The sequence below is a fragment of the Streptomyces sp. BoleA5 genome (genome assembly GCF_000373665.1).
GTDB lineage: Bacteria > Actinomycetota > Actinomycetes > Streptomycetales > Streptomycetaceae > Actinacidiphila.
The window spans coordinates 102,353-122,717 of sequence record NZ_KB892107.1 but is presented as its reverse complement, the minus strand read 5'-3'; the positions used below and the strand labels follow the sequence as shown (position 1 = coordinate 122,717).

Below are 20,365 nucleotides of genomic sequence, written 5' to 3'. Positions count from 1 at the left end.
ACGTAGGAGCGGTTCCACAGCGGCTCGAACATCGTGTTGGCGAAACGCAGCGCCAGGATGTTCTGGACCGTCTCCTTGCCCAGGTAGTGGTCGATCCGGAAGACGTCCTGGGAGCGGAAGACCTGGTGGACGACCTGGTTGAGCTCCTGGGCACTGGCCAGGTCGTGCCCGAAGGGCTTCTCGATGACGGCCCGGCGCCAGGAGCCCTCGGGAGGGTCGGACAGCCCGTGCTTCTTCAGCTGCTGGACCACGCTCGGGAAGAACTTGGGCGGCACGGAGAGGTAGAAGGCGAAGTTGCCGCCCGTACCGCGGGCCTTGTCCAGTTCGTCGACCGTGGCGCGCAGCTTCTCGAAGGCCTGGTCGTCGCCGAAGTCGCCGGGGACGAACCGCATCCCCTCGGAGAGCTGCTGCCAGACCTCCTCGCGGAAGGGGGTGCGCGCGTGCTCCTTGACGGAGTCGTGGACGACCTGCGCGAAGTCCTCGTCCGCCCAGTCGCGGCGGGCGAAGCCCACGAGGGAGAAGCCCGGCGGCAGCAGCCCGCGGTTGGCCAGGTCGTACACGGCGGGCATCAGCTTTTTACGTGACAAATCGCCCGTGACGCCGAAGATCACCAGGCCCGACGGCCCCGCGATGCGCGGGAGCCGTCGGTCCGATGCGTCACGCAGCGGGTTGGCGCTGCTCAACGTGCTTACGCCTCCTTCGGCGCCAGGCGCTTGAGCTCGGCCTCGGTCGAGCCCAGCAGCTCGTTCCAGGACACCGCGAACTTCTCGACGCCCTCGTCCTCCAGCAGCTGGACGACGTCGTCGTACGAGATGCCGAGCGCGCCGATCGCGTCGAGCTCGCCCTGGGACTGCTCGTAGGTGCCGCGGATGGTGTCCCCGGTGACCTCACCGTGGTCGGCGACCGCGTCCAGCGTGGCCTCGGGCATGGTGTTGACGATGCCCGGGGCGACCAGCTCGGTCACGTACAGGGTGTCCGGGTAGGCAGGGTCCTTCACACCGGTGGAGGCCCACAGCGGACGCTGCTTGTGCGCCCCCTCACGCTCCAGCGCCTGCCAGCGGTCGGAGGAGAAGACCTCCTCGTACGCCTGGTAGGCCAGCCGGGCGTTGGCGACGGCGGCCTTGCCCTTGAGGGCCTTGGCCTCGTCGCTGCCCAGCTTCTCCAGGCGCTTGTCGATCTCGGTGTCCACGCGCGACACGAAGAAGGAGGCCACCGAGCGGATCAGGGAGAGGTCCAGGCCTGCGGCCCGGGCCTTCTCCAGGCCCGCCAGGTAGGCGTCCATGACCTCGCGGTAGCGCTCCAGCGAGAAGATCAGCGTGACGTTGACGCTGATGCCCCGGCCGATCACCTCGGTGATGGCCGGCAGGCCCGCCTTGGTCGCCGGGATCTTGATCAGGGTGTTGGGCCGGTCCACCAGCCAGGCCAGCTGCTTGGCCTCGGCGATGGTGGCTGCGGTGTCGTGGGCCAGACGCGGGTCGACCTCGATCGACACGCGGCCGTCCTGGCCGCCGCTGGCGTCGTACAGCGGGCGCAGCACGTCGGCGGCGTCGCGTACGTCCGCGGTCGTGATCATCCGCAGTGCCTCGTCCACCGTCACCTTGCGCGCGGCGAGGTCGGTGAGCTGCTGCTCGTAGCCGTCACCGCCGGCGATCGCCTTCTGGAAGATCGACGGGTTGGTGGTGACGCCGACCACGTGGCTCTGGTCCATGAGCTCGGCCAGGTTGCCGGAGGTGATCCGCTTACGGGACAGGTCGTCGAGCCAGATCGCCACGCCCTCGTCGGAGAGGCGCTTGAGTGCGTCTGTCATGGGTTCTGCATCTCCTCGGTACGTCGTATGGGTCTGTGCGTCAGCGTGCGGCGGCGGCGACGGACTCGCGTGCGGCGGCGGCCACGGCCTCTGCGGTCAGACCGAACTCGCGGTAGAGGACCTTGTAGTCGGCGCTTGCCCCGAAGTGCTCCAGGGACACAATCCGGCCCGCGTCGCCGACGAAGCGGTGCCAGGTCAGCCCGATTCCGGCCTCGACGGCGACCCTCGCGCGCACGTTCGGCGGGATGACGCTGTCGCGGTACGCCTGGTCCTGCTCCTCGAACCACTCCACGGACGGCATGGAGACCACGCGCGTCGGGATGCCGTCGGCCTGAAGCTGCTCGCGGGCCTCGACGGCCAGCTGCACCTCGGAGCCGGTGCCGATCAGGACGACCTGCGGCTGACCGCCCTCGGCGTCGAAGAGCACGTAGCCGCCCTTGGCCGCGTTCTCGTTCGCCGGGTAGGTCGGTACATTCTGCCGGGTCAGCGCCACGCCGTGCGGGGCGGGCTTGGCGGTGTGGCGGCGCAGGATCTCCGCCCAGGCGATCGCCGTCTCGTTGGCGTCGGCCGGCCGGACGATGTTGAGGCCGGGGATGGCGCGCAGCGCGGCCAGGTGCTCGATCGGCTGGTGGGTCGGGCCGTCCTCGCCGAGGCCGATGGAGTCGTGCGTCCACACGTAGGACACGGGCAGCTTCATCAGCGCGGCGAGGCGCACGGCCGGGCGCATGTAGTCGGAGAACACCAGGAAGGTGCCGCCGTAGATGCGGGTGTTGCCGTGCAGCGCGATGCCGTTCATCGTCGAGCCCATGGCGTGCTCGCGGATGCCGAAGTGCACGGTGCGGCCGTACGGGCTCGCCTCCGGCAGCGGGTTGTCCGCCGGGAGGAACGAGGACGAGGCGTCGATGGTGGTGAGGTTCGAGCCCGCCAGGTCGGCGGAGCCGCCCCACAGCTCGGGGATCACGCCGCCCAGCGCCTTGAGCACCTCACCGGAGGCCTTGCGGGTGGCGACGTCCTTGCCCGCGGGGAACTCCGGGACGACGTCCTCCCAGCCGGCCGGGAGCTCGCCGGCGTGGATGCGGTCGAAGGTACGGGCCCGCTCCGGGTTGGCGGAGCGCCACTCCTCGAACCGCTTGGTCCACTCCGCGTGGGCCTCGCGGCCGCGGTCGGCGACCTTGCGCGCGTGCGCCAGCACCTCGGCGGCGACCTCGAAGCTCTGCTCGGGGTCGAAGCCCAGTACCTTCTTGGTGGCCGCGACCTCCGCGTCGCCCAGCGCCGAGCCGTGGGCGGCCTCGGTGTTCTGGGCGTTCGGCGCGGGCCAGGCGATGATCGTGCGGGCCGCGATGATCGAGGGGCGGTCGGTGACGGCCCGGGCCTTGTCGAAGGCGGCGTACAGGGCGTGCACGTCGAAGTCGCCCGAAGGGTCCTGCTCGATGCGCTGCACGTGCCAGCCGTAGGCCTCGTAGCGCTTCAGCACGTCCTCGGAGAAGGCGGTCGCGGTGTCGCCCTCGATCGAGATGTGGTTGTCGTCGTACAGGGCGATCAGGTTGCCCAGCTTCTGGTGCCCGGCCAGCGAGGACGCCTCGGCGGAGATGCCCTCCTCCAGGTCGCCGTCGGAGACGATCGCCCAGATGGTGTGGTCGAAGACCGACTCGCCCGGCGCCGCGTCCGGGTCGAACAGGCCGCGCTCGTAGCGGGCGGCCATCGCCATGCCCACCGCGTTGGCGACGCCCTGGCCCAGCGGGCCGGTGGTGGTCTCCACACCCGTCGTGTGACCGTGCTCCGGGTGGCCGGGGGTGCGCGAGCCCCAGGTGCGGAAGGCCTTGAGGTCCTCCAGCTCCAGCCCGTAACCCGAAAGGAAGAGCTGCGTGTACAGCGTCAGCGACGTGTGTCCCGGCGACAGGACGAAGCGGTCGCGACCGGTCCACGCGGCGTCGGAGGGGTCGTGCCGCATCAGCTTCTGGAACAGCAGGTAGGCCGCGGGGGCGAGGCTCATCGCCGTGCCCGGATGGCCGTTGCCGACCTTCTGTACGGCGTCCATCGCCAGAACCCGGGCGGTGTCAACCGCACGCCTGTCCAGCTCGCTCCACTCCAGCTCGGAGGTGGTCGGCTCGGTGCTCACCTGAGAGGGCTCCTCTCCACATGTATTACGCCGGTGACGATGTGCACACCGGGCGTTGCCGAGCCTACCCCTGCACGTGCGTGCACCTTTTCGAGTGTGGGCTCGACGGCTGCGGCAACCGATCCCCGGGCAGCGGCATTCCCTCCCCGGCACCGGTGGTGTCACCAGCGTGCCCCGGTCAGCGTTTCTTCGCCTGTTGAACGCAGAACACCTTCAGGTTGCACTTCTCTTGCGCTATGGAGGCCAACACGTGGCACCCCCGAGCGCGGGCGGAGTATCCGCTACGTCTAAAGTGGCGTGGTACGCGCAAGCGGAGCCGCTTGCTGGACTTTTCCTCAGGGGTGTTCGTGACGGCCGTCGAATCCCGGCCCGCCGGAGCCATCGGGTCGAGCCACGGCCACCGGCCGTTCGGTGCCCGTGTGATGGCGTTCGTGGCGCTGACCAAGCCGCGCATCATCGAGCTGTTGCTCATCACGACGGTTCCGGTGATGTTCCTTGCGGCAGGCGGTGTCCCCGACCTCTGGCTGGTCGCGGCGACCATGGTCGGCGGCTACATGTCGGCGGGCGGCGCCAACGCCCTCAACATGTACATCGACCGCGACATCGACGCGCTCATGCACCGTACGGAGCAGCGCCCGCTGGTCACCGGCATGGTCGCGCCGTGGGAGTGCCTGGTCTTCGGCATCACGCTTTCGGTGGTTTCCACCGCGTGGTTCTGGGTGCTCGTCAACCCCCTGTCGGCGGCGCTGTCCCTCGCGGCGATCCTCTACTACGTCTTCGTCTACACCCTCGGCCTCAAGCGCCGCACGGCCCAGAACATCGTCTGGGGCGGCATCGCCGGCTGCATGCAGGTGCTCATCGGCTGGTCGGCGGTGCGGAACGAGCTGGCCTGGGCGCCGTTCGTCCTCTTCCTCGTCCTCTTCTTCTGGACGCCCCCGCACTACTGGCCGCTGTCGATGAAGGTGAAGGACGACTACGAGCGCGTGGGCGTGCCCATGCTGCCGGTCGTGGCGGGCAACGTCGTGGTGGGGCGGCAGATCGTCATCTACAGCTGGGTGATGGTGCTGGTCTCGCTCACGCTGTGGTGGCCGCTCGGTGCGGCGAGCTGGTTCTACGCGGCCGCCGCCGTGCTGCTGGGCGCCTTCTGGCTGGTCGAGGCGCACGCCCTGTACGGACGGGCGAAAGCCGGTGTGGTCGGCGCCAAGCTCAAGGAGATGCGGCTGTTCCACTGGTCCATCACCTACGCGACGCTGCTGTTCGTCGCCGTCGCCGTGGACCCCTTCCTGCGCTGATTACCGACGGGTAGCATTCCTTTCATGGCAGAGACCGAGGAAGCAGTCACCCAGGCCGCGGACCGCCGGGCCGCGGCCCGTGCCGAGCGCCGCGCCGCCCGCCTGGCGAAGCAGATCACCGCGTTCGCCAGGAGCCACGGCGGCGGTGCCGAGGGCCAGATCGCGTACATCGGCGAGGTCGGCACCCGCATCGTGCTCGTCGGGGAGAACGGCGAGTGGGGCGACCTGGTGGCCCCCACGTACGACATCGCCCGCAGCGCCGTGGAGCGCTCCGGGATCACCGTGCACGAGTCCTTCGACGGAGACCTCGCCGCCAAGGTGCGCACCGGCCGCTACGAGTGGTCGCGGATGGCCGGGATCCAGATCGGCGGCCCCGCCAACACCTGACGCCGGCCCCGTCCGTTAGGACCATGGGAGTGGTCCGGTCGACGGGTGGCAACGAGGAGGCGCGGGTGGATACCGAGGAACGCGACGAGCGGCGGCTGACGGCCCGCCGGGAAGCGGCGCGGCTGTCCGCGGAGGGCGTGCGCGCCGTCGCCGTCAGCTGGGTCGACAACGCGGGCATCAGCAGGGCCAAGACCGTGCCGACCGCCCGGCTGCCGCACGCCGCGCACCGCGGGGTGGGCATGTCGCCGGTCTTCGACGTCTTCACCTCCGACGACGCCGTCACCTCCTCCCCGCTCATCGGCGGCCCCGACGGCGACCTGCGGCTCCTCCCCGACCTGGACCGGCTGACCGTGCTGGCCGCCCGGCCCGGCTGGGCCTGGGCCCCGGCCGACCGCTACGACCAGGACGGCCGCCCGCACCCCGCCTGCCAGCGGCTGTTCGCCCGGCGTATGACGGAGCGCGCCGCCGAGCGCGGTCTGGAACTGCGGATGGGCTTCGAGACCGAATGGGTCGTGGCCAAGGACGACGGCAGCGGCGACTGGGCCTCCCGCGGCCCGGCCTACGGCCTGACGCGGGTGACCGAACTCTCGGACTACCTGCTCGACCTCCACGACGCCCTCGCCGCCCAGCGCATCGAGGTCCTGCAGGTGCACCCCGAGTACGCGCCCGGCCAGTTCGAGGTGTCCACCGCGCCCGCCGACCCGGTCCGCGCCGCCGACGAGGCCGTCCTCGTCCGCGAGACCGTGCGGGCGGTCAGCGCCGCCCACGGGCTGCGCGCGTCCTTCGCCCCGGCCGTCGTCGCCGGGCAGGTCGGCAACGGTTTCCACCTGCACCTCAGCCTGCGCGAGCACGGGGACAACCTGCACCGCGACCCCACAGCTCCGTACGGCCTGGCACCCGCCGCGAACACCTTCCTGGCGGCCGTGCTCGACGCCCTGCCCGCCCTGTGCGCCATCGGCGCCCCGTCCCCGGCCAGCTATCTGCGGCTCGTCCCCTCCCACTGGGCCGGCGTGTACCGCTGCTGGGGCGTGGAGAACCGCGAGGCGGCGCTGCGCCTGGTGCCGGGCGAGGCCGACGACCCCGACGGCGGCCACGCCGAGCTCAAGCCCTTCGACGCCGCCGCCAACCCCTATCTGCTGGTCGGCTCCGTCATCGCGGCGGGCCTGGCCGGTCTGCGCGACGACGGGGGGACGCTGCCGCCGCCGGTCAGCGGCGACCCGGTCGGGCACGGCGACCGGAAGCGGCTGCCCACCTCGCTCGGCGAGGCTCTCTCGCACCTCCTGCGCAACGGGGCACTGAAGGAGGCCCTGGGCGAGGCGCTGTTCGGCGCGGTGGTCGCGGTGCGGCGCGCCGAGTCCGAGGCGCTGGCCGAGTACGGTCCCGACGAGCTCGCGGAGGCCACCCGGTGGCGGTGGTGATCGAGCTGCCGCCGCTGGTCGACCACCACTGCCACGGCGTCGTGCGCGGCGAGCTCGGCATCGCGGGCTTCGAGACGTATCTCACCGAGTCCGACGCGCCCGCGGCGCCCGGCACCACCTTCTTCGACACCCAGACAGGCTTCGCCGTCCGCCGCTGGTGCCCGCCGCTGCTCGGACTGGAGCCGCACTGCCCACCGGCGGGCTACCTCGCGCGGCGCCGCGAACTCGGGGTGTACGAGACAACGCGCCGGCTGATGCGGGGCAGCGGCATCGGCACGTACCTCGTCGACACCGGGCTGCCCGGGGGCCTGACGACGCCCGCGGAGCTCGCCGCCGCCGGCGGGGGAGCGGAGCGGGAGATCGTCCGGCTGGAGCGGCTCGCCGAGGACGTCGCCGGGACCTGCGACTCGGCGGGGGCCCTGGTCGAGAGCATCGCCGCCGCCGTCCACGCCGCCGCGCGCACCGCCGCCGGCTTCAAGTCGATCGCCGCCTACCGCCAGGGCCTGGGCCTCGCCCCGCAGCCGCCTGCGCCCGACGAGGTCCGGCACGCCGCCGGGGCGTGGCTGGAGGCGCGCAGCGCCGGACGTCCCCGGCTCGACGACCCCGTACTGCTGCGGCACCTGCTGTGGACGGCCGTCGCGACCGGGCTGCCGCTGCAGCTGCACACCGGCTTCGGTGACCCGGACCTGCGGCTCGACCGGGCGGACCCGGCGCTGCTGACGGACTTCGCCCGGGCGACCGCCGGGACCGGGACCGACCTGGTGCTGCTGCACTGCTACCCGTACCACCGCCAGGCGGCGTACCTGGCGAACGTCTTCCCGCACGTGCACGCGGACGTCGGCCTCGCGCTCACCCATGTGGGGGCGCGGGCGGGCGCGGTCCTCGCGGAGTTCCTCGAGCTGGCGCCGTTCGGCAAGCTGCTGTTCTCGACGGACGCCTACGGGCTGCCCGAGCTGTACGTGACCGGCGCGGAGGCCTTCCGCGGCGCGGTGCGCGAGGTGCTGGGCGGCTGGGTCGCGGACGGCGCCTGGTCGGCGGCCGACGCCCGGCGCGTCGCGGCCATGGTGGCCGCGGACAACGCGCGGCGGCTGTACCGGCTCCCGTGAGCGGGGGCGGTCGGCTCTCTCGCCGTCTCGCGCCCGCAGGGCGTGCCGCGGCCGCGGTCCCTACGCGGCCGGCGCGGGCTCCGGGGCGGACGTGACGGCCGTGGGCACCGGCTCCTTGCCGCGCTCGTTCTCCGGACGCTCGCGCATCGAGAGCAGCACGCGCAGCACCGCGATCCACACCAGCGTCGAGCCGAGCATGTGGAGGGCCACCAGGACCTCGGGCAGCTTCGTGAAGTACTGGACGTAGCCGATGACGCCCTGCGAGAGCAGCACGATCAGCAGATCCCGCACCCGGGCCCGCGGCCCCGCCGGGGCGTCGACGGCGCGCAGCACAAACCACAGCGCGATCGTCAGCCCGCACACCACCCACGCCAGGTCGGCGTGGAGTTGCGAGATGGTCTCCCACTTCACCGGGACGCGCGGAACGTCGCTGCTGTCGCCCGCGTGCGGTCCGGCCCCCGTGACGAGCGTGCCGACCGCGATCAGCGCGCCCGAGGCGGCGATCAGCACCCAGGTCAGCTGCCTGACCGGCTTGCCGACCAGGGGACGCGCTTCGGCGTCGCCCTCCCCGGCCCGCTGCCACATCACCAGCGCGACCGCGATCAGCGCGCTGGAGAGCAGGAAGTGCGCGGCGACCGTGTACGGGTTGAGACCGGTCAGCACGGTGAAGCCGCCGAGCACGGCGTTGCCCATGACGACCCCGAACTGGGCCCAGCCGAGCCGGGTCAGCCCGCGCCGCCACGGCTTCACGGCCCGCGCCGCGATGATCGCCCAGCCGACGGCGGCGCACAGCACGTACGTCAGCATGCGGTTGCCGAACTCGATCACCCCGTGCACGCCCATCGCCCGGGTCGCGGTGAGGCTGTCGCCGGTGCACTTGGGCCAGGTCGGGCAGCCGAGGCCCGAGCCGGTCAGCCGGACGGCGCCGCCGGTCACCACGATGACCACACTCATGACGAGCGCGGCCAGCGCGGCCCGCCGGAGCGTCTCGGGGGACGGGGTCCAGCGCTGGGCGATGAAGGCCAGGGGGTTTCGCGCGGCTTGGCCTGCTTGGCTGAGATTGGGCACGGCCACCATCGTAGGCGCCTCCTTGTGCAATCCTTCACGAGGGGGACGCCCAGGGGAGGGGATGGCGGACATGAGCGACGTCGACCGGCGGAAACTGCTCTACGGAGGCGCCGCGGCGGCGCTCACGGGGATAGGCGCGGCCGCGTACACCGCCGCGGACACCCCCGCCGCCGAGGCCGTGCGGCAGCCCGGGAACACCACGCACCCCGGTGTGGTCGACGTCGTCGCCGACTTCGGCGCCAAGGGCGACGGCACCACCGACGACAGCAAGGCCTTCGCGGACGCCTACCGCTACGCCGAGTCCCGCCTTGACGACCACACCGGCCGCACCGTGATCGACGTCCCGCCCGGCAAGTACCTGATCACCGAGCCCGGCGCGCTGCTGGACGGCGACGACCCGTCCAACGCCGCCAACGGCCTGCGCTTCCGGGGCGCGGGCCTGCGCATCAGTGAGATCGTCTTCGCGCCGCGGGACCCGGCCGGCGCCTTCCTGTGCCGCAACGACGACATGTGGCAGAACATCGCCTTCGAGGGCCTGCGCTTCACCTCCGGCACCCCGGGCGCCTCCTTCTTCTCCTCGTACTCCACCGGCGGCGCGGCGAACTACCGCTTCACCGACTGCGAGTGGATGGGCGAGTGGGAGTACGGCATCGCCCTCGACGGCACCAACACCAACTCCGAGATGCGCTGGGAGGCCTGCCGGGTGGGCGGCGCCTACCGCAGGGCGTTCCTCTACTCGGGCCTGTCCAAGCGCTCGGAGAACCCGGAGCAGCAGGACCAGTTCCTCAACTACTGGTTCACCGACATGAACGTCACCTACGAGTGGGGCAACTTCCTGGAGTTCCCCTACGGCGGCTCGGTCACCTGCCGCGCCGGGAGTTACATCGTCACCGGGCGGCGCCCCGCGCCCCACCCCGACTACGGCTACGAGAGCGCGTTCTTCCGGTTCCCCCGCAAGCAGCACTTCAGTTCGGTGCAGCGCTTCCACGCCGAGGACATCCGCTTCGAGTTGCGCAACGCCGACACGGTCGTGATCGACTGCGAGTGGGGCGGCGGCACCGTCCACTTCAACGACTGCGACGACACCGCCAACGCCTTCAAGTCCTTCGCCCCGCAACTGCGGGCCCACCGCTACACACTGGGCCCGCGCGGCCCGCTGGTGCGCTACGACTCCTGCCAGCTCACCGGAGCCCACCGCTACCGCGCGGACGGCTCCGCGGAACTGCCCACGACCGTGCGCTACGACATGTGCCTGCTGGCCAGCCACGCCCCGGAGAGCGGCTTCCTCGCCCTCGACGAGGGCCAGGGCACCGGCTTCGCCCGCTTCGTGGACTGCGTCACTCCCACCTGAACCAGCGCGCCGCCGCGCCGAGGCCCAGCACCGCCCAGACGGCGAGGATCCCGAGGTCGCCCCACGGCATGCCCGCGCCGTGCTGGAGGACGTCGCGCAGGCCGTCCGACAGGGCCGAGATCGGCAGCAGTTCCAGGACGGAGCGGGCCGCGCCGGGGAACCTGTCCAGCGGAACGATCACCCCGCCGCCGACGAGCAGCAGCAGGAAGACCAGGTTCGCGGCGGCGAGCGTGGCCTCGGCGCGCAGCGTTCCGGCCATCAGCAGACCGAGGCCGGAGAAGGCCGCCGTGCCCAGGGCGAGCAGCAGGAGCACCGCGAGCGGGTTTCCGCTCGGCGACCAGCCCAGCGCGAACGCGATCACGGTGAGCAGGGCGATCTGCAGGACCTCGGTGACCAGCACGGAGCCGGTCTTGGCGGTCATCAGCGCCCAGCGCGGCAGCGGGGACGCGCCGAGCCGCTTCAGCACGCCGTAGCGCCGCTCGAAGCCGGTGGCGATGGCCTGGCCGGTGAACGCGGTCGACATCACGGCCAGCGCGAGGACGCCCGGGGTGAGGAAGTCGACGGCCTTGCCGGCGCCGGTGTCGACGATGTCGACGGCGCTGAAGAGGACCAGCAGCAGCGTGGGGATGACGACGGTCAGCAGCAGCTGCTCGCCGTTGCGCAGCAGCATCCGGGTCTCCAGCGCGGTCTGCGCGCCGATCATCCGGGGCAGCGGGGCCGCTCCGGGGGCCGGGGTGAAGGTGCCGGTGGCGGTCACGAACGCAGCTCCTTGCCGGTGAGCTCCAGAAAGACGTCCTCCAGGGTGCGCCGCTCGACCGCCAGGCGGTCGGGCATCACGCCGTGCTGGGCGCACCAGGAGGTGACGGTGGCCAGCATCTGCGGATCGACCTTGCCCTCGATCCGGTAGCTGCCCGGGGTGAGCTCGACCGCCGCGGAGTCGGCGGGCAGCGCCTTGAGCAGGGAGGCCAGGTCCAGGCCCGGGCGGCCGGAGAAGCGCAGGGTGTTCTCGGCGCCGCCGCGGCACAGCTCCTCGGGGGTGCCGCTCGCTATCACGCGGCCCTTGTCGATGATCGCGACGTCGTCCGCGAGCTGCTCGGCCTCGTCCATGAAGTGCGTGGTCAGGACGACGGTGACGCCGTCGGCGCGCAGTTCGCGGATCAGCTCCCAGGTGCTGCGGCGGGCCTGCGGGTCCAGTCCGGCCGTCGGCTCGTCCAGGAAGACCAGCTCCGGGCGGCCCACGACGGCCATCGCGAGCGCAAGACGCTGCTGCTGGCCGCCGGAGAGCCGGCGGTACGGGGTGCGGCCGCAGGACTCCAGGCCGAGCCGTTCGATCAGCAGGGCGGGGTCGACGGGGTCGGCGTGCAGCTTCGCGGTGTGCCGCAGCATCTCCTCGGCGCGGGCACCGGCGTACACGCCGCCGGACTGCAGCATCACGCCGATCCGGGGCCGCAGCGCGGCGGCCTCCCGTACGGGGTCGAGCCCCAGCACCCGTACCCGGCCGCCGTCGGGACGGCGGTAGCCCTCGCAGGTCTCGACGGTCGTGGTCTTCCCTGCTCCGTTGGGCCCGAGCACGGCGGTCACGGTGCCCCGGGCGACGCTCAGGTCGAGCCCGTCCACCGCGGTCTTGGCGCCGTATCGCTTGACCAGTCCCGTCATCTCGACCGCGGGGTCCATTCGCATGAACGGAAGTCTACGAACCCGCGAGGGGCGCTCCGCCGCGAGGGCGGTGCCGCGCGCCGTCGCCGCCGGTCGCGCGGGGTGCGCGGCGGCCGGATCCCGGCGGCAGGGAAGATCGTTTCCGCAGGTCAGGTTAGGTCACCCTAAGTGATGGAGCAGACATCCACCCCGGGGACCGCCGCTTGCCTCTGCGAGATGAATTACGCAACACTGGGCTTGTGAAAAACGCGTCCGAGGCTCAGGAGGAGCAGACGACCGGGGAGCGGAGCACCCGCAACCGCGTCGCCAGGTCCGTCCTGGTCCACGGGCCGTCGACCGCCGCCGACCTGGCGGAACGGCTCGGGCTGACGCAGGCGGCGGTACGCCGCCACCTGGACGCGCTCGTCGCCGAGGACATCGTCGAGCCCCGCGAGAAGCGGGTCTACGGGAATCGCGGCCGAGGCCGCCCCGCCAAGGTGTTCGCGCTGACCGACTGCGGCCGCGACGCCTTCGACCAGGCGTACGACCAGCTCGCCGCCGACGCGCTGCGCTGGATCGCCGAGTCGGCCGGAGGCGGGGAGCAGGGGGACGCCGCGGTGTCCGCCTTCGCCCGCGCCCGGGTCGCCGCGCAGGCCGAACGCTACCGGGCGGTCGTCGAGGCGGCCGGCCCCGAGGAGCGCACGCAGGCGCTGGCCGAGGCGCTCAGCCAGGACGGGTACGCTGCCACGACGCGCAACGCGCCCGCCTCCGCCGGCGAGCAGCTCTGCCAGCACCACTGCCCGGTGGCCCACATCGCCGAGCAGTTCCCGCAGCTGTGCGAGGCGGAGGCCGAGGTCTTCTCCCGCCTGCTCGGCACCCATGTACAACGGCTGGCGACCATCGCCCACGGAGACGGTGTCTGCACCACCTTCGTGCCGAAGGCCGCGTCGCCGTCCGGAACCACCGCACCGACAAACACCGCAAGCAACGCCGGGAGGAACCCCGCATGACTGCCCCCCTGGAGACGGCTCACCCTGAACTCGAGGGTCTGGGCAACTACGAGTACGGCTGGGCCGACTCGGACGTGGCCGGTGCCGCCGCCCGTCGTGGCCTGAACGAGGACGTCGTCCGCGACATCTCCTCGAAGAAGAACGAGCCCGAGTGGATGCTCAAGCTGCGCCTCAAGGGCCTCAAGCTCTTCGGGAAGAAGCCCATGCCCACCTGGGGCTCGGACCTGTCCGGCATCGACTTCGACAACATCAAGTACTTCGTGCGGTCCACGGAGAAGCAGGCGGAGTCCTGGGAGGACCTGCCCGAGGACATCAAGAACACCTACGACAAGCTGGGCATCCCCGAGGCGGAGAAGCAGCGGCTGGTCGCGGGCGTGGCCGCGCAGTACGAGTCGGAGGTCGTCTACCACCAGATCCGCGAGGACCTGGAGGAGCAGGGCGTCATCTTCCTGGACACCGACACGGCGCTGAAGGAGCACCCGGAGCTGTTCCAGGAGTACTTCGGCACGGTCATCCCCGCGGGTGACAACAAGTTCGCCTCCCTGAACACCGCGGTGTGGTCCGGCGGCTCCTTCATCTATGTGCCGAAGGGCGTGCACGTCGAGATCCCGCTGCAGGCCTACTTCCGGATCAACACCGAGAACATGGGCCAGTTCGAGCGGACGCTGATCATCGTCGACGAGGACGCCTACGTCCACTACGTCGAGGGCTGCACCGCGCCGATCTACAAGTCGGACTCGCTGCACAGCGCCGTGGTCGAGATCATCGTGAAGAAGGGCGGCCGCTGCCGCTACACGACGATCCAGAACTGGTCGAACAACGTGTACAACCTGGTCACCAAGCGCGCCGTGGCGTACGAGGGCGCGACCATGGAGTGGGTCGACGGCAACATCGGCTCCAAGGTGACCATGAAGTACCCGGCCGTCTACCTGATGGGCGAGCACGCCAAGGGCGAGACCCTGTCGATCGCCTTCGCGGGCGAGGGCCAGCACCAGGACGCCGGCGCCAAGATGGTGCACATGGCGCCGAACACCTCCTCCTCGATCGTCTCCAAGTCGGTGGCCCGCGGCGGTGGCCGCACCTCCTACCGCGGTCTGATCGAGATCGGCGAGGGCGCCGCCGGCTCCAAGTCCAACGTGCTGTGCGACGCGCTGCTGGTGGACACGATCTCCCGCTCGGACACCTACCCGTACGTGGACGTCCGCGAGGACGACGTGTCGATGGGCCACGAGGCGACCGTCTCCAAGGTCAGCGAGGACCAGCTCTTCTACCTGATGAGCCGCGGCCTGGAGGAGACCGAGGCGATGGCCACCATCGTCCGCGGCTTCGTGGAGCCGATCGCGCGCGAGCTGCCCATGGAGTACGCGCTGGAGCTCAACCGGCTGATCGAGCTGCAGATGGAGGGCGCGGTCGGCTGACGTCCGGCTGCTCCGTCCACCACGAACCGATGCCCCTGCAGGGCCGTGAGCGAGCCAAAGGGCGCGCCGCTTCCGAAAGTGACGAGACCAAGCGAGGAACGAGCGCAGTGTCGAGGAACGTCGGAAGCGGATGTGAGCGCCCGGAGGCGAGCGAGCACACATAGGCAGAAAGAGGCAGTAAGACAGCCATGGCTGAATCCATCCCGGCCGCCGGTGCCACCACCGAAGGCGCCATCCAGGTCGGCCAGCCCCGGGACGCCCGGGTCAGCGCGCCCGCGTCCTACGACGTGGCCGACTTCCCCGTGCCGCTCGGTCGCGAGGAGGAGTGGCGCTTCACCCCGCTGGAGCGGCTGCGCGGTCTGCACGACGGCACCGCCGTCGCCACCGGTGGCGGCGTCAAGGTCGAGGTGAGCGCCCCCGCCGGCGTCACCGTCGAGACCGTCGGCCGGGACGACGCCCGGGTCGGCAAGGCCGGCAAGCCGGTCGACCGGGTCGCCGCCCAGGCGTACAGCGCCTTCGAGAAGGCCGGTGTCGTCTCCATCCCCAAGGACGCGGTGCTCTCCGAGCCGGTGCGGATCTCCGTGCACGGCCAGGGCGGCGTGGCCTTCGGCCACCAGGTCGTCGAGGTCGGGGCCTTCGCCGAGGCGGTCGTGGTGATCGACCACACCGGTGACGCCACCGTGGCCGCCAACGTCGAGTACCTGATCGGCGACGGCGCCAAGCTGACCGTCGTCTCCATCCAGGACTGGGACGACACCGCCGTGCACGCCGCCCAGCACACCGCGCTGATCGGCCGGGACGCGACCTTCAAGTCCGTCGTCGTCACCTTCGGCGGCGACGTGGTGCGGCTGCACCCGCGGGTCGTCTACGGCGCCCCGGGCGGCGAGGCCGAGCTGTACGGCCTCTACTTCACCGACGAGGGCCAGCACCAGGAGCACCGCCTCTTCATCGACCACGACACCCCGCACTGCCGGTCGAACGTGGCGTACAAGGGCGCGCTGCAGGGCCGGGACGCGCACGCGGTGTGGATCGGCGACGTGCTCATCCGCGCCGAGGCCGAGGGCACCGACACCTACGAGCTCAACCGCAACCTGGTGCTCACCGACGGCGCCCGGGTCGACTCGGTGCCGAACCTGGAGATCGAGACCGGCGAGATCGTCGGCGCCGGCCACGCCTCGGCCACCGGCCGCTTCGAGGACGAGCAGCTGTTCTACCTGATGGCCCGCGGCATCCCGGCCGACGAGGCCCGCCGGCTGGTCGTGCGCGGCTTCTTCGCCGAGCTGATCCAGCAGATCGGTGTCGCCGACCTGCAGGAGCGCCTGCTGGAGAAGATCGACGCGGAGCTGGAGGCGTCCGTCGTATGACCACTGCTGAAGGCTTCGTCCGCGCCTGCGCGCTGAGCGAGCTCGAGGAGGACACGCCCAAGCGTGTCGAGCTCGGCGGCGTGCCGGTGTCGGTCGTGCTCACCGAGGGCGAGGTGTTCGCGATCAACGACATCTGCTCGCACGCGAACGTCTCACTGTCCGAGGGCGAGGTGGAGGACTGCCAGATCGAGTGCTGGCTGCACGGCTCCTCCTTCGACCTGAGGACCGGCAAGCCGTCCGGGCTGCCCGCGACGCGGCCCGTCCCCGTGTACCCCGTTCAGATCCAAGGGGACGATGTGCTCGTCTCCGTCACCCAGGAGTCCTGAGACACCCATGGCAACGCTTGAGATCCACGACCTGCACGTCTCCGTCGAGGCCGAGAACGGTCCGCGGGAGATCCTCCGCGGCGTCGACCTGACCGTGAAGCAGGGCGAGACCCACGCCATCATGGGTCCGAACGGCTCCGGCAAGTCGACCCTGGCCTACTCGCTGGCCGGGCACCCGAAGTACACCGTCACCGGTGGCACCGTGACCCTTGACGGCGAGGACGTGCTGGCCATGTCCGTCGACGAGCGGGCCCGGGCGGGCGTCTTCCTGGCCATGCAGTACCCCGTCGAGGTCCCCGGCGTCTCGGTCTCCAACTTCCTGCGGACCTCGGCCACCGCCATCCGCGGCGAGGCCCCGAAGCTGCGCACCTGGGTGAAGGAGGTCAAGGAGGCCATGGAGCGCCTGCACATGGACCCCTCCTTCGCCGAGCGCAACGTCAACGAGGGCTTCTCCGGCGGTGAGAAGAAGCGTCACGAGATCCTCCAGCTCGAACTGCTCAAGCCCAAGATCGCGATCCTCGACGAGACCGACTCCGGCCTGGACGTCGACGCGCTGCGCATCGTCTCCGAGGGCGTCAACCGGGTGCGCGAGAGTGGTGAGGTCGGCACGCTGCTGATCACCCACTACACCCGGATCCTGCGCTACATCAAGCCCGACCACGTCCATGTCTTCGCCGCGGGCCGGATCGCCGAGTCCGGTGGCCCGGAGCTCGCGGACAAGCTGGAGGCCGAGGGCTACGAGGCCTATGTGAAGGGAGGCGCGTCCGCGTGACACCGCAGCTGCCGGGCCTGCTGGACGCCGAGGCGATCCGCAAGGACTTCCCGGTGCTGGACCGCCTGGTCCACGACGGGAAGAAGCTCGTCTACCTGGACAACGCCGCGACCTCGCAGAAGCCGCGCCAGGTCCTCGACGCCCTCAACGAGTACTACGAGCGCTACAACGCCAACGTCCACCGCGGTGTGCACACGCTCGCCGAGGAGGCCACGGCGCTGTACGAGGGCGCCCGTGACAAGATCGCGGCCTTCATCAACGCGCCGAGCCGCGACGAGGTGATATTCACCAAGAACGCCTCGGAGTCGCTGAACCTGGTCGCCAACATGCTGGGCTGGGCCGACGAGCCCTACCGGGTGGACAGCGACACCGAGATCGTCATCACGGAGATGGAGCACCACTCCAACATCGTCCCGTGGCAGCTGCTCTCGCAGCGCACCGGCGCGAAGCTGAAGTGGTTCGGCCTGACCGACGACGGCCGGCTCGACCTGAGCGACATCGAGCGGGTCATCACCGAGAAGACGAAGATCGTCTCCTTCACGCTCGTCTCCAACATCCTGGGCACGGTCAACCCGGTCGAGGCGCTCGTGCGCCGCGCCCAGGAGGTCGGCGCCCTGGTACTGATCGACGCCTCGCAGGCCGCGCCGCACATGGTGCTGGACGTGCAGGCGCTGCAGGCCGACTTCGTGGCCTTCACCGGCCACAAGATGCTCGGCCCGACCGGCATCGGCGTGCTCTGGGGCCGCCAGGAGCTGCTGGAGGACCTCCCGCCGTTCCTGGGCGGCGGCGAGATGATCGAGACCGTCTCGATGCACGAGTCGACCTACGCGCCCGCGCCGCACAAGTTCGAGGCGGGTACGCCCCCGATCGCACAGGCCGTCGGCCTCGGCGCGGCCGTGGACTACCTGAGCGCCATCGGCATGGACCGGATCGCCGCGCACGAGCACGCGATCACCGAGTACGCGCTGCGCCGGCTGAAGGAGGTGCCCGGGCTGAAGATCATCGGACCGGACACCCCCGAGGGCCGCGGCTCCGCGATCTCCTTCACCCTCGGCGACATCCACCCGCACGACGTGGGCCAGGTCCTCGACGAGCAGGGCATCGCCGTGCGGGTCGGGCACCACTGCGCGCGGCCGGTGTGCCTGCGGTACGGAATTCCCGCGACCACGCGAGCGTCGTTCTATCTGTACTCCACTCCGGCCGAGGTCGACGCATTGGTCGAGGGCCTGGAGCACGTACGGAACTTCTTCGGCTGAGGGACGGACGGCGAAGCCTGTGAAGCTGGATTCGATGTACCAGGAAGTCATCCTGGACCACTACAAGAACCCGCACGGCCGCGGCCTGCGCGACGGTGATGTCGAGGTGCACCACGTCAATCCGACGTGCGGCGACGAGATCACCCTGCGCGTCAAGCTCGACGGCACGTCCATCCAGGACATCAGCTACGAGGGTCAGGGCTGTTCCATCAGCCAGGCCAGTGCCTCCGTGCTCAACGAACTGCTCGTCGGCCGCCAGGTCGACGAGGCCGTGAAGGTCCAGGAGGTCTTCCTGGAGCTGATGCAGTCCAAGGGCAAGCTGGAGCCCGACGACGCGATGGAGGACGTGCTGGAGGACGCGGTCGCGTTCGCCGGCGTCTCCAAGTACCCGGCGCGCGTCAAGTGCGCGCTGCTGAGCTGGATGGCGTGGAAGGACGCCACCGCCCAGGCTCTGGGCGATGGCGCGGTCAGGGAGTCCGCATGAGCGAGAACGCAGAAGTGACGACGACGAAGCCGGCGAGCGAGGAGGAGATCCGTGAGGCCCTCTACGACGTCGTCGACCCCGAACTGGGCATCGACGTCGTCAACCTCGGCCTGATCTACGGCATCCACATCGACGACAGCAATGTCGCGACCCTCGACATGACGCTCACGTCGGCGGCCTGTCCGCTGACCGACGTCATCGAGGACCAGGCGAAGTCGGCCACCGACGGCATCGTCAACGACCTGAAGATCAACTGGGTCTGGATGCCGCCGTGGGGCCCCGACAAGATCACCGACGAGGGCCGCGATCAGCTGCGCGCGCTGGGCTTCAACGTCTGACCCCTCGCGGGACCACGACTGCGGGACACCGCTCCGGTGAGGAGCGGTGTCCCGCAGTCGTATTCTCGTTTGCGCTCGTTCCCGCGGGCCCGCGAGCCTTCCGCGCATGAGCAATCACTTCGCCGCCATCGGACTCGGCGTGACCGACCAGGACTCCTTCCGCGCACTCGCCTCCGGGCTCCTCGAACGCGCCGACGCGCAGCCGGTCGGGGGCGACGTGCGGCTGGGGCCGGCCCCGGCGCCGGGTGCCGCCCGGAAGCGGTGGTGGTCGCGCCGGGCCTGAGGGGTCGCCATGTGTACGGGTGTACACATCGATGTGTACGCTTGTACGCATGGCATACGCATTGCTGGGCGGGGCGATACTCGCCGAAGTGCTCGGTACGACGTCCATGAAGTACAGCGACGGCTTCACCAGGCTGTGGCCCTCCCTCGGCACCGCCGCCGGCTACCTGATCGCCTTCGCGCTGCTCGCGCAGACGCTCAAGTCGATGTCCGTGGGCACCGCCTACGCGATCTGGGCCGGCGTCGGCACCGCAGCGATCGCCGCCATCGGCATGGTCTTCCTCGGCGAGGCGGCCACCGCGGCCAAGCTGACGGGGATACTCCTGGTCATCGCCGGGGTGGTCGTCCTCAACCTGGGCGGCTCCCACTGATGGCCCGCCGGTACGACCCCGACCGGCGGCAGCGCCTCATCGACGCCGCGATCCGCGTGGTCGGCGAGCGTGGCATCGCCGGGCTCAGCCACCGGGCGGTGGCCGCGGCGGCCGACGTCCCGCTGGGCTCGACCACCTACCACTTCGCCACCCTCGACGACCTGCTCGTGGCCGCCCTGCGGCAGTGCAACGAGGCCTTCTTCCGGGAGGTCGGGGAACGCGCCCTGCTCGGCGCGCCCGGCGCCGACCTCGCCGCCGAACTGGCCCGGTTCGTCGAGGAGACGGTCTCCCGGGACCGGCCCCGTGCGCAGCTGGAGTACGAGCTCTACCTGGCCGCCGTCCGTCACCAGGCGGTGCGCCCGGTCGCCGCGGAGTGGGTGGACAACATGGCCGCCCTCCTCACCCGGTGGACCGATCCGGTCACCGCCCGCGCGCTGGCCGCCCTCACCGACGGTATGTGCCTGCAGGCGCTGCTGACCGGGCGCGACATCGACCGGGAGGAGGCCCGCGAGGTCTTCGCGCGGCTCATCGGCAAACCCGGGCGAGACTGCTGACCTATAC

21 protein-coding genes and 1 pseudogene are annotated in these 20,365 nt (G+C 71.0%); 16 read left to right on the top strand and 6 right to left on the bottom strand.

Annotation, left to right across the window (positions count from 1 at the left end; translation table 11 throughout):
- The 3 genes and pseudogenes from B085_RS0121665 to tkt form a co-directional block, all read right to left on the bottom strand.
- Positions 1-683 (bottom strand): annotated as a pseudogene (locus B085_RS0121665) (glucose-6-phosphate dehydrogenase); the annotation flags it as partial.
- A gap of 5 nt (positions 684-688) precedes the next feature.
- On the bottom strand, positions 689-1,807 hold the full coding sequence (gene tal, locus B085_RS0121660; protein WP_018560684.1) for a transaldolase: 1,119 nt from the start codon (positions 1,805-1,807) through the stop codon (positions 689-691).
- A gap of 40 nt (positions 1,808-1,847) precedes the next feature.
- Positions 1,848-3,926: a transketolase gene (gene tkt / locus B085_RS0121655; RefSeq protein WP_018560683.1), complete on the bottom strand. Its 2,079-nt coding sequence runs from the start codon at positions 3,924-3,926 to the stop codon at positions 1,848-1,850.
- Positions 3,927-4,273: 347 nt separating this feature from the next.
- Between tkt and B085_RS0121650 the strand changes: the two genes are divergently transcribed.
- The 4 genes from B085_RS0121650 (at position 4,274) to B085_RS0121635 (ending at position 8,129) form a co-directional block, all read left to right on the top strand.
- Entirely contained in the window at positions 4,274-5,218 is a 945-nt protein-coding gene (locus B085_RS0121650) for a heme o synthase (protein ID WP_037732195.1), read from the top strand.
- A gap of 24 nt (positions 5,219-5,242) precedes the next feature.
- Entirely contained in the window at positions 5,243-5,605 is a 363-nt protein-coding gene (locus B085_RS0121645) for a hypothetical protein (protein WP_018560681.1), read from the top strand.
- 65 nt (positions 5,606-5,670) lie between these two features.
- Complete coding sequence (locus B085_RS0121640) at positions 5,671-7,023, top strand: glutamine synthetase family protein (RefSeq protein WP_018560680.1); 1,353 nt, start codon at positions 5,671-5,673, stop codon at positions 7,021-7,023.
- Positions 7,020-8,129: an amidohydrolase family protein gene (locus tag B085_RS0121635; protein ID WP_026251299.1), complete on the top strand. Its 1,110-nt coding sequence runs from the start codon at positions 7,020-7,022 to the stop codon at positions 8,127-8,129. Before B085_RS0121640 ends, B085_RS0121635 begins: the two co-directional genes overlap by 4 nt.
- Before the next feature lie 60 nt (positions 8,130-8,189).
- On the opposite strand, the gene B085_RS0121630 is transcribed toward B085_RS0121635, so the two are convergent.
- Positions 8,190-9,206, bottom strand: a complete 1,017-nt coding sequence (locus tag B085_RS0121630; protein ID WP_018560678.1) for a COX15/CtaA family protein — start codon at positions 9,204-9,206, stop codon at positions 8,190-8,192.
- A 61-nt stretch (positions 9,207-9,267) separates the two neighbouring features.
- Here B085_RS0121630 and B085_RS0121625 point away from each other — a divergent pair, with 61 nt between their 5' ends.
- The gene (locus B085_RS0121625) at positions 9,268-10,548 is read left to right on the top strand and encodes a glycosyl hydrolase family 28-related protein (protein ID WP_078620005.1); all 1,281 of its coding nucleotides are present in this window, start codon (positions 9,268-9,270) and stop codon (positions 10,546-10,548) included.
- Here B085_RS0121625 and B085_RS0121620 read toward each other — a convergent pair.
- Both B085_RS0121620 and B085_RS0121615 read right to left on the bottom strand, forming a co-directional pair.
- Positions 10,535-11,251 carry an ABC transporter permease gene (locus tag B085_RS0121620; protein ID WP_199789231.1) on the bottom strand — a complete coding sequence of 239 codons (717 nt, stop codon included), beginning with the start codon at positions 11,249-11,251 and terminating at the stop codon, positions 10,535-10,537. The genes B085_RS0121625 and B085_RS0121620 overlap by 14 nt on opposite strands.
- Before the next feature lie 50 nt (positions 11,252-11,301).
- Positions 11,302-12,228, bottom strand: a complete 927-nt coding sequence (locus B085_RS0121615; RefSeq protein WP_026251298.1) for an ABC transporter ATP-binding protein — start codon at positions 12,226-12,228, stop codon at positions 11,302-11,304.
- A gap of 215 nt (positions 12,229-12,443) precedes the next feature.
- Here B085_RS0121615 and B085_RS0121610 point away from each other — a divergent pair, with 215 nt between their 5' ends.
- From B085_RS0121610 to B085_RS0121560, 11 genes are all read left to right on the top strand, one after another.
- Positions 12,444-13,193: a helix-turn-helix transcriptional regulator gene (locus B085_RS0121610; RefSeq protein WP_018560674.1), complete on the top strand. Its 750-nt coding sequence runs from the start codon at positions 12,444-12,446 to the stop codon at positions 13,191-13,193.
- Positions 13,190-14,611, top strand: a complete 1,422-nt coding sequence (gene sufB, locus B085_RS0121605; protein ID WP_018560673.1) for a Fe-S cluster assembly protein SufB — start codon at positions 13,190-13,192, stop codon at positions 14,609-14,611. The genes B085_RS0121610 and sufB overlap by 4 nt, the downstream gene beginning before the upstream one ends.
- Before the next feature lie 188 nt (positions 14,612-14,799).
- A complete protein-coding gene (gene sufD, locus B085_RS0121600) occupies positions 14,800-15,975 on the top strand; it encodes a Fe-S cluster assembly protein SufD (RefSeq protein WP_018560672.1) in 1,176 nt (391 codons plus the stop codon).
- Positions 15,972-16,301, top strand: coding sequence for a non-heme iron oxygenase ferredoxin subunit (locus B085_RS0121595; protein ID WP_018560671.1), 330 nt, complete (start codon positions 15,972-15,974; stop codon positions 16,299-16,301). Before sufD ends, B085_RS0121595 begins: the two co-directional genes overlap by 4 nt.
- A 7-nt stretch (positions 16,302-16,308) precedes the next feature.
- Positions 16,309-17,073, top strand: coding sequence for a Fe-S cluster assembly ATPase SufC (gene sufC / locus B085_RS0121590; RefSeq protein WP_018560670.1), 765 nt, complete (start codon positions 16,309-16,311; stop codon positions 17,071-17,073).
- Positions 17,070-18,329, top strand: a complete 1,260-nt coding sequence (locus tag B085_RS0121585; protein WP_018560669.1) for a cysteine desulfurase — start codon at positions 17,070-17,072, stop codon at positions 18,327-18,329. Before sufC ends, B085_RS0121585 begins: the two co-directional genes overlap by 4 nt.
- A 19-nt stretch (positions 18,330-18,348) precedes the next feature.
- The gene (sufU, locus tag B085_RS0121580) at positions 18,349-18,813 is read left to right on the top strand and encodes a Fe-S cluster assembly sulfur transfer protein SufU (protein WP_018560668.1); all 465 of its coding nucleotides are present in this window, start codon (positions 18,349-18,351) and stop codon (positions 18,811-18,813) included.
- A complete protein-coding gene (locus tag B085_RS0121575) occupies positions 18,810-19,151 on the top strand; it encodes a metal-sulfur cluster assembly factor (protein WP_018560667.1) in 342 nt (113 codons plus the stop codon). The genes sufU and B085_RS0121575 overlap by 4 nt, the downstream gene beginning before the upstream one ends.
- 106 nt (positions 19,152-19,257) lie before the next feature.
- Positions 19,258-19,434 (top strand): hypothetical protein, encoded by a 177-nt coding sequence (locus tag B085_RS49440; RefSeq protein ID WP_018560666.1) that lies wholly within the window; start codon positions 19,258-19,260, stop codon positions 19,432-19,434.
- Between the two features lie 49 nt (positions 19,435-19,483).
- Entirely contained in the window at positions 19,484-19,804 is a 321-nt protein-coding gene (locus tag B085_RS0121565; RefSeq protein WP_026251297.1) for a DMT family transporter, read from the top strand.
- Positions 19,804-20,358 (top strand): TetR/AcrR family transcriptional regulator, encoded by a 555-nt coding sequence (locus B085_RS0121560; protein WP_018560664.1) that lies wholly within the window; start codon positions 19,804-19,806, stop codon positions 20,356-20,358. The genes B085_RS0121565 and B085_RS0121560 overlap by 1 nt, the downstream gene beginning before the upstream one ends.
- The last annotated feature ends 7 nt before the right edge of the window (positions 20,359-20,365 follow it).